General features: G+C 33.3%; 3 protein-coding genes. All 3 read left to right on the top strand.

Annotation, left to right across the window (positions count from 1 at the left end; translation table 11 throughout):
- Window positions 1–191: 191 nt before the first annotated feature.
- The 3 genes from BAU27_RS13370 (at window position 192) to BAU27_RS13360 (ending at window position 2,289) form a co-directional block, all read left to right on the top strand.
- Window positions 192–380 (top strand): helix-turn-helix transcriptional regulator, encoded by a 189-nt coding sequence (locus BAU27_RS13370; RefSeq protein WP_002165486.1) that lies wholly within the window; start codon window positions 192–194, stop codon window positions 378–380.
- Between the two features lie 23 nt (window positions 381–403).
- Window positions 404–790: a hypothetical protein gene (locus BAU27_RS13365; protein WP_016135620.1), complete on the top strand. Its 387-nt coding sequence runs from the start codon at window positions 404–406 to the stop codon at window positions 788–790.
- A gap of 68 nt (window positions 791–858) precedes the next feature.
- Window positions 859–2,289 (top strand): IS4 family transposase, encoded by a 1,431-nt coding sequence (locus BAU27_RS13360; protein WP_071771088.1) that lies wholly within the window; start codon window positions 859–861, stop codon window positions 2,287–2,289.
- Window positions 2,290–2,414: the final 125 nt, after the last annotated feature.

The following is a 2,414-nucleotide window of genomic DNA, read 5'->3' as shown; positions in this document are numbered from 1 at the left end:
CATCACCATCAAGCTAACAAATAAAAACACCCCCAAAATGAAAAAAACGATATTCTTTCTATCTAAATTGTAGAAGGATTATCGTTTTTTTACTTTTTATAAATGTAAAAAACTTTTGACATTTATGGTGGATTTATATAAACTGGAAATGTAAAAAGTTTTTGACAAAATTAGAGGTGATGTTCATAAAAATGGAGAACATAATTCGTATTTTACGTAAAGAGCAAAAGCTTTCCCAAGAAGATTTAGCTAAATTATGTCGTGTTTCAAGACAAACGATTAATGCGATTGAGAATAACAAATATGATCCTACATTGGAACTTGCTTTTAATTTAGCTAAATCCCTTGGTGTAACAGTTGATCAATTATTTATTTATTAAATCTAGATAAGGAGAAGAAACAAATGAAAAATGGAATTAATATCTTATTTACTTGTTTTTACATTGTGATTATGGGTTTACTTGCTTTTGAATGGTATGAGAAGCAACAGCTCTCTATAACTTCGTTATTTGTAGCAACAATCATTTTGCAATCATTATTTATGAAGAGAATTTTGAAAGGGAAAAAAGAGAGTGAGAATTTTATTGATGAAATGTTTTTACATATCAGACAGAAAAGCTTATCAATTTGTTGTTTTGTAATGTATGTATTAACTTTAGGTACTTTATTTTTATCAGAAGGAACATGGAATTTTAACCATATGCATAATAAACCGTTAATCTTTCTGGTTTTCTTATATCCTATCGTTTACCAAATAAGTCATATATTCGTTTCAAGAAACAACTCTTAATAGACTATTTAAAAGTAGAAAAAAACGCTATTCTTTCTGTAGAATCATAGGAAAGGATGGCGTTTTTTATGTCTGTTTCTGTGTCTGACGAATTACAACTATTTGCTCAAGAGATTCAAAGTTTTTTATCTCCAAATACCTTACGAGATCTTGCTAAAGATGTTGGCTTTGTACAACGAACTAGTAAGTACCAAGCAAAAGATTTAGTAGCTTTATGTGTATGGTTTAGCCAAAATATAGCTATGACTTCTTTAACTCAGTTATCTAGCTGTTTAGAAGCATCAACAGAAGTACTCATCAGTCCTGAGGGACTGAATCAACGGTTTAATAAGGCGGCCGTCCAACTTTTACAACACCTACTAGCCGAACTACTAAGCAAAAAATTGGCCGCATCTATGCCGATTTCTTCTCCATACACTTCTGTTTTCAAGCGTATTCGTATTTTAGATTCAACTGCATTTCAAATCCCGGATGCATTTTCATCGGTTTATCCAGGTGCAGGAGGATGCAGCCATACGGCTGGGATAAAAATTCAACTTGAGTATGATTTGTTAAGTGGACAGTTCCTACATATTCATACAGGTCCAGGTAAACAACATGATCGTACTTACGGCTCTCTGTGTGCCCCAACTGTGACAGCGAATGATTTATGTATCCGAGATTTAGGTTATTTTCATTTAAAAGACCTTAAATATATACAAGATAAAGAGGCCTACTATATCTCTCGTATCAAGTCGAATACACGTATGTATCAAAAAAATCCTAACCCTGATTATTTTCAAGACGAAAGAATTAAGAAAGTTACAGAGTATATACAGATAGATATGGAGACGTTAATGAGTTCCCTTCAACCAGGACAAACATGTGAAATAGCTGATGCTTATGTAGGAATGATTGATAAAGTGCCAGCTCGTGTAATTGTTCACCGATTAACAAAACAACAGCAACAAAAACGATTACAAGATCAAGCTGTAAGAGAAAAAAAGAAAGGAATGAAGTATTCTCCTCGTAGTAAACGACTCAGTGGTATCAATGTATATATGACAAACACCCCTACAGATATTGTCCCGATGGGACAGGTACATGACTGGTATTCTTTACGTTGGCAAATTGAGATTTTATTTAAAACGTGGAAATCATTCTTTCAAATTCATCATTGTAAAAAGATAAAACCAGAACGATTGGAGTGCCATTTATATGGTCAATTGATTGCCATTCTACTCTGTTCTTCTATCATGTTTCAAATGCGCCAATTACTCCTCATGAAGAAAAAACGAGAGCTTAGTGAGTATAAAGCAATATATATGATTAAAGACTATTTTCTTCTTCTATTCCAAACTATTCAAAAAGACACCCAAGAGCTATCAAAGGTGTTACTTCGCCTGTTCAATCTCCTACAGCAAAACGGGCGGAAATCTCATCGATATGAGAAAAAAACGGTCTTTGATATATTAGGTGTCGTTTACAATTGTACCGTGTCTGATAATCAAGCCGCTTAATTCAAAAAAGTGAAACCCGTTAGGGTTTATTTCGTATGCAAATCTTTCAATCACCTACACTTGCCCTTTAGAAAAAAGAAACAATCTCGCCTAAAATTGGCTTTGCGTAAGCTTAGCTTGATGGC

Source organism: Bacillus sp. NH11B, assembly GCF_001884205.1.
Lineage (GTDB): Bacteria > Bacillota > Bacilli > Bacillales > Bacillaceae_G > Bacillus_A > Bacillus_A proteolyticus.
Note: the sequence above shows the minus strand (reverse complement) of the source record. Positions and strands in the feature narration are given on the sequence as shown.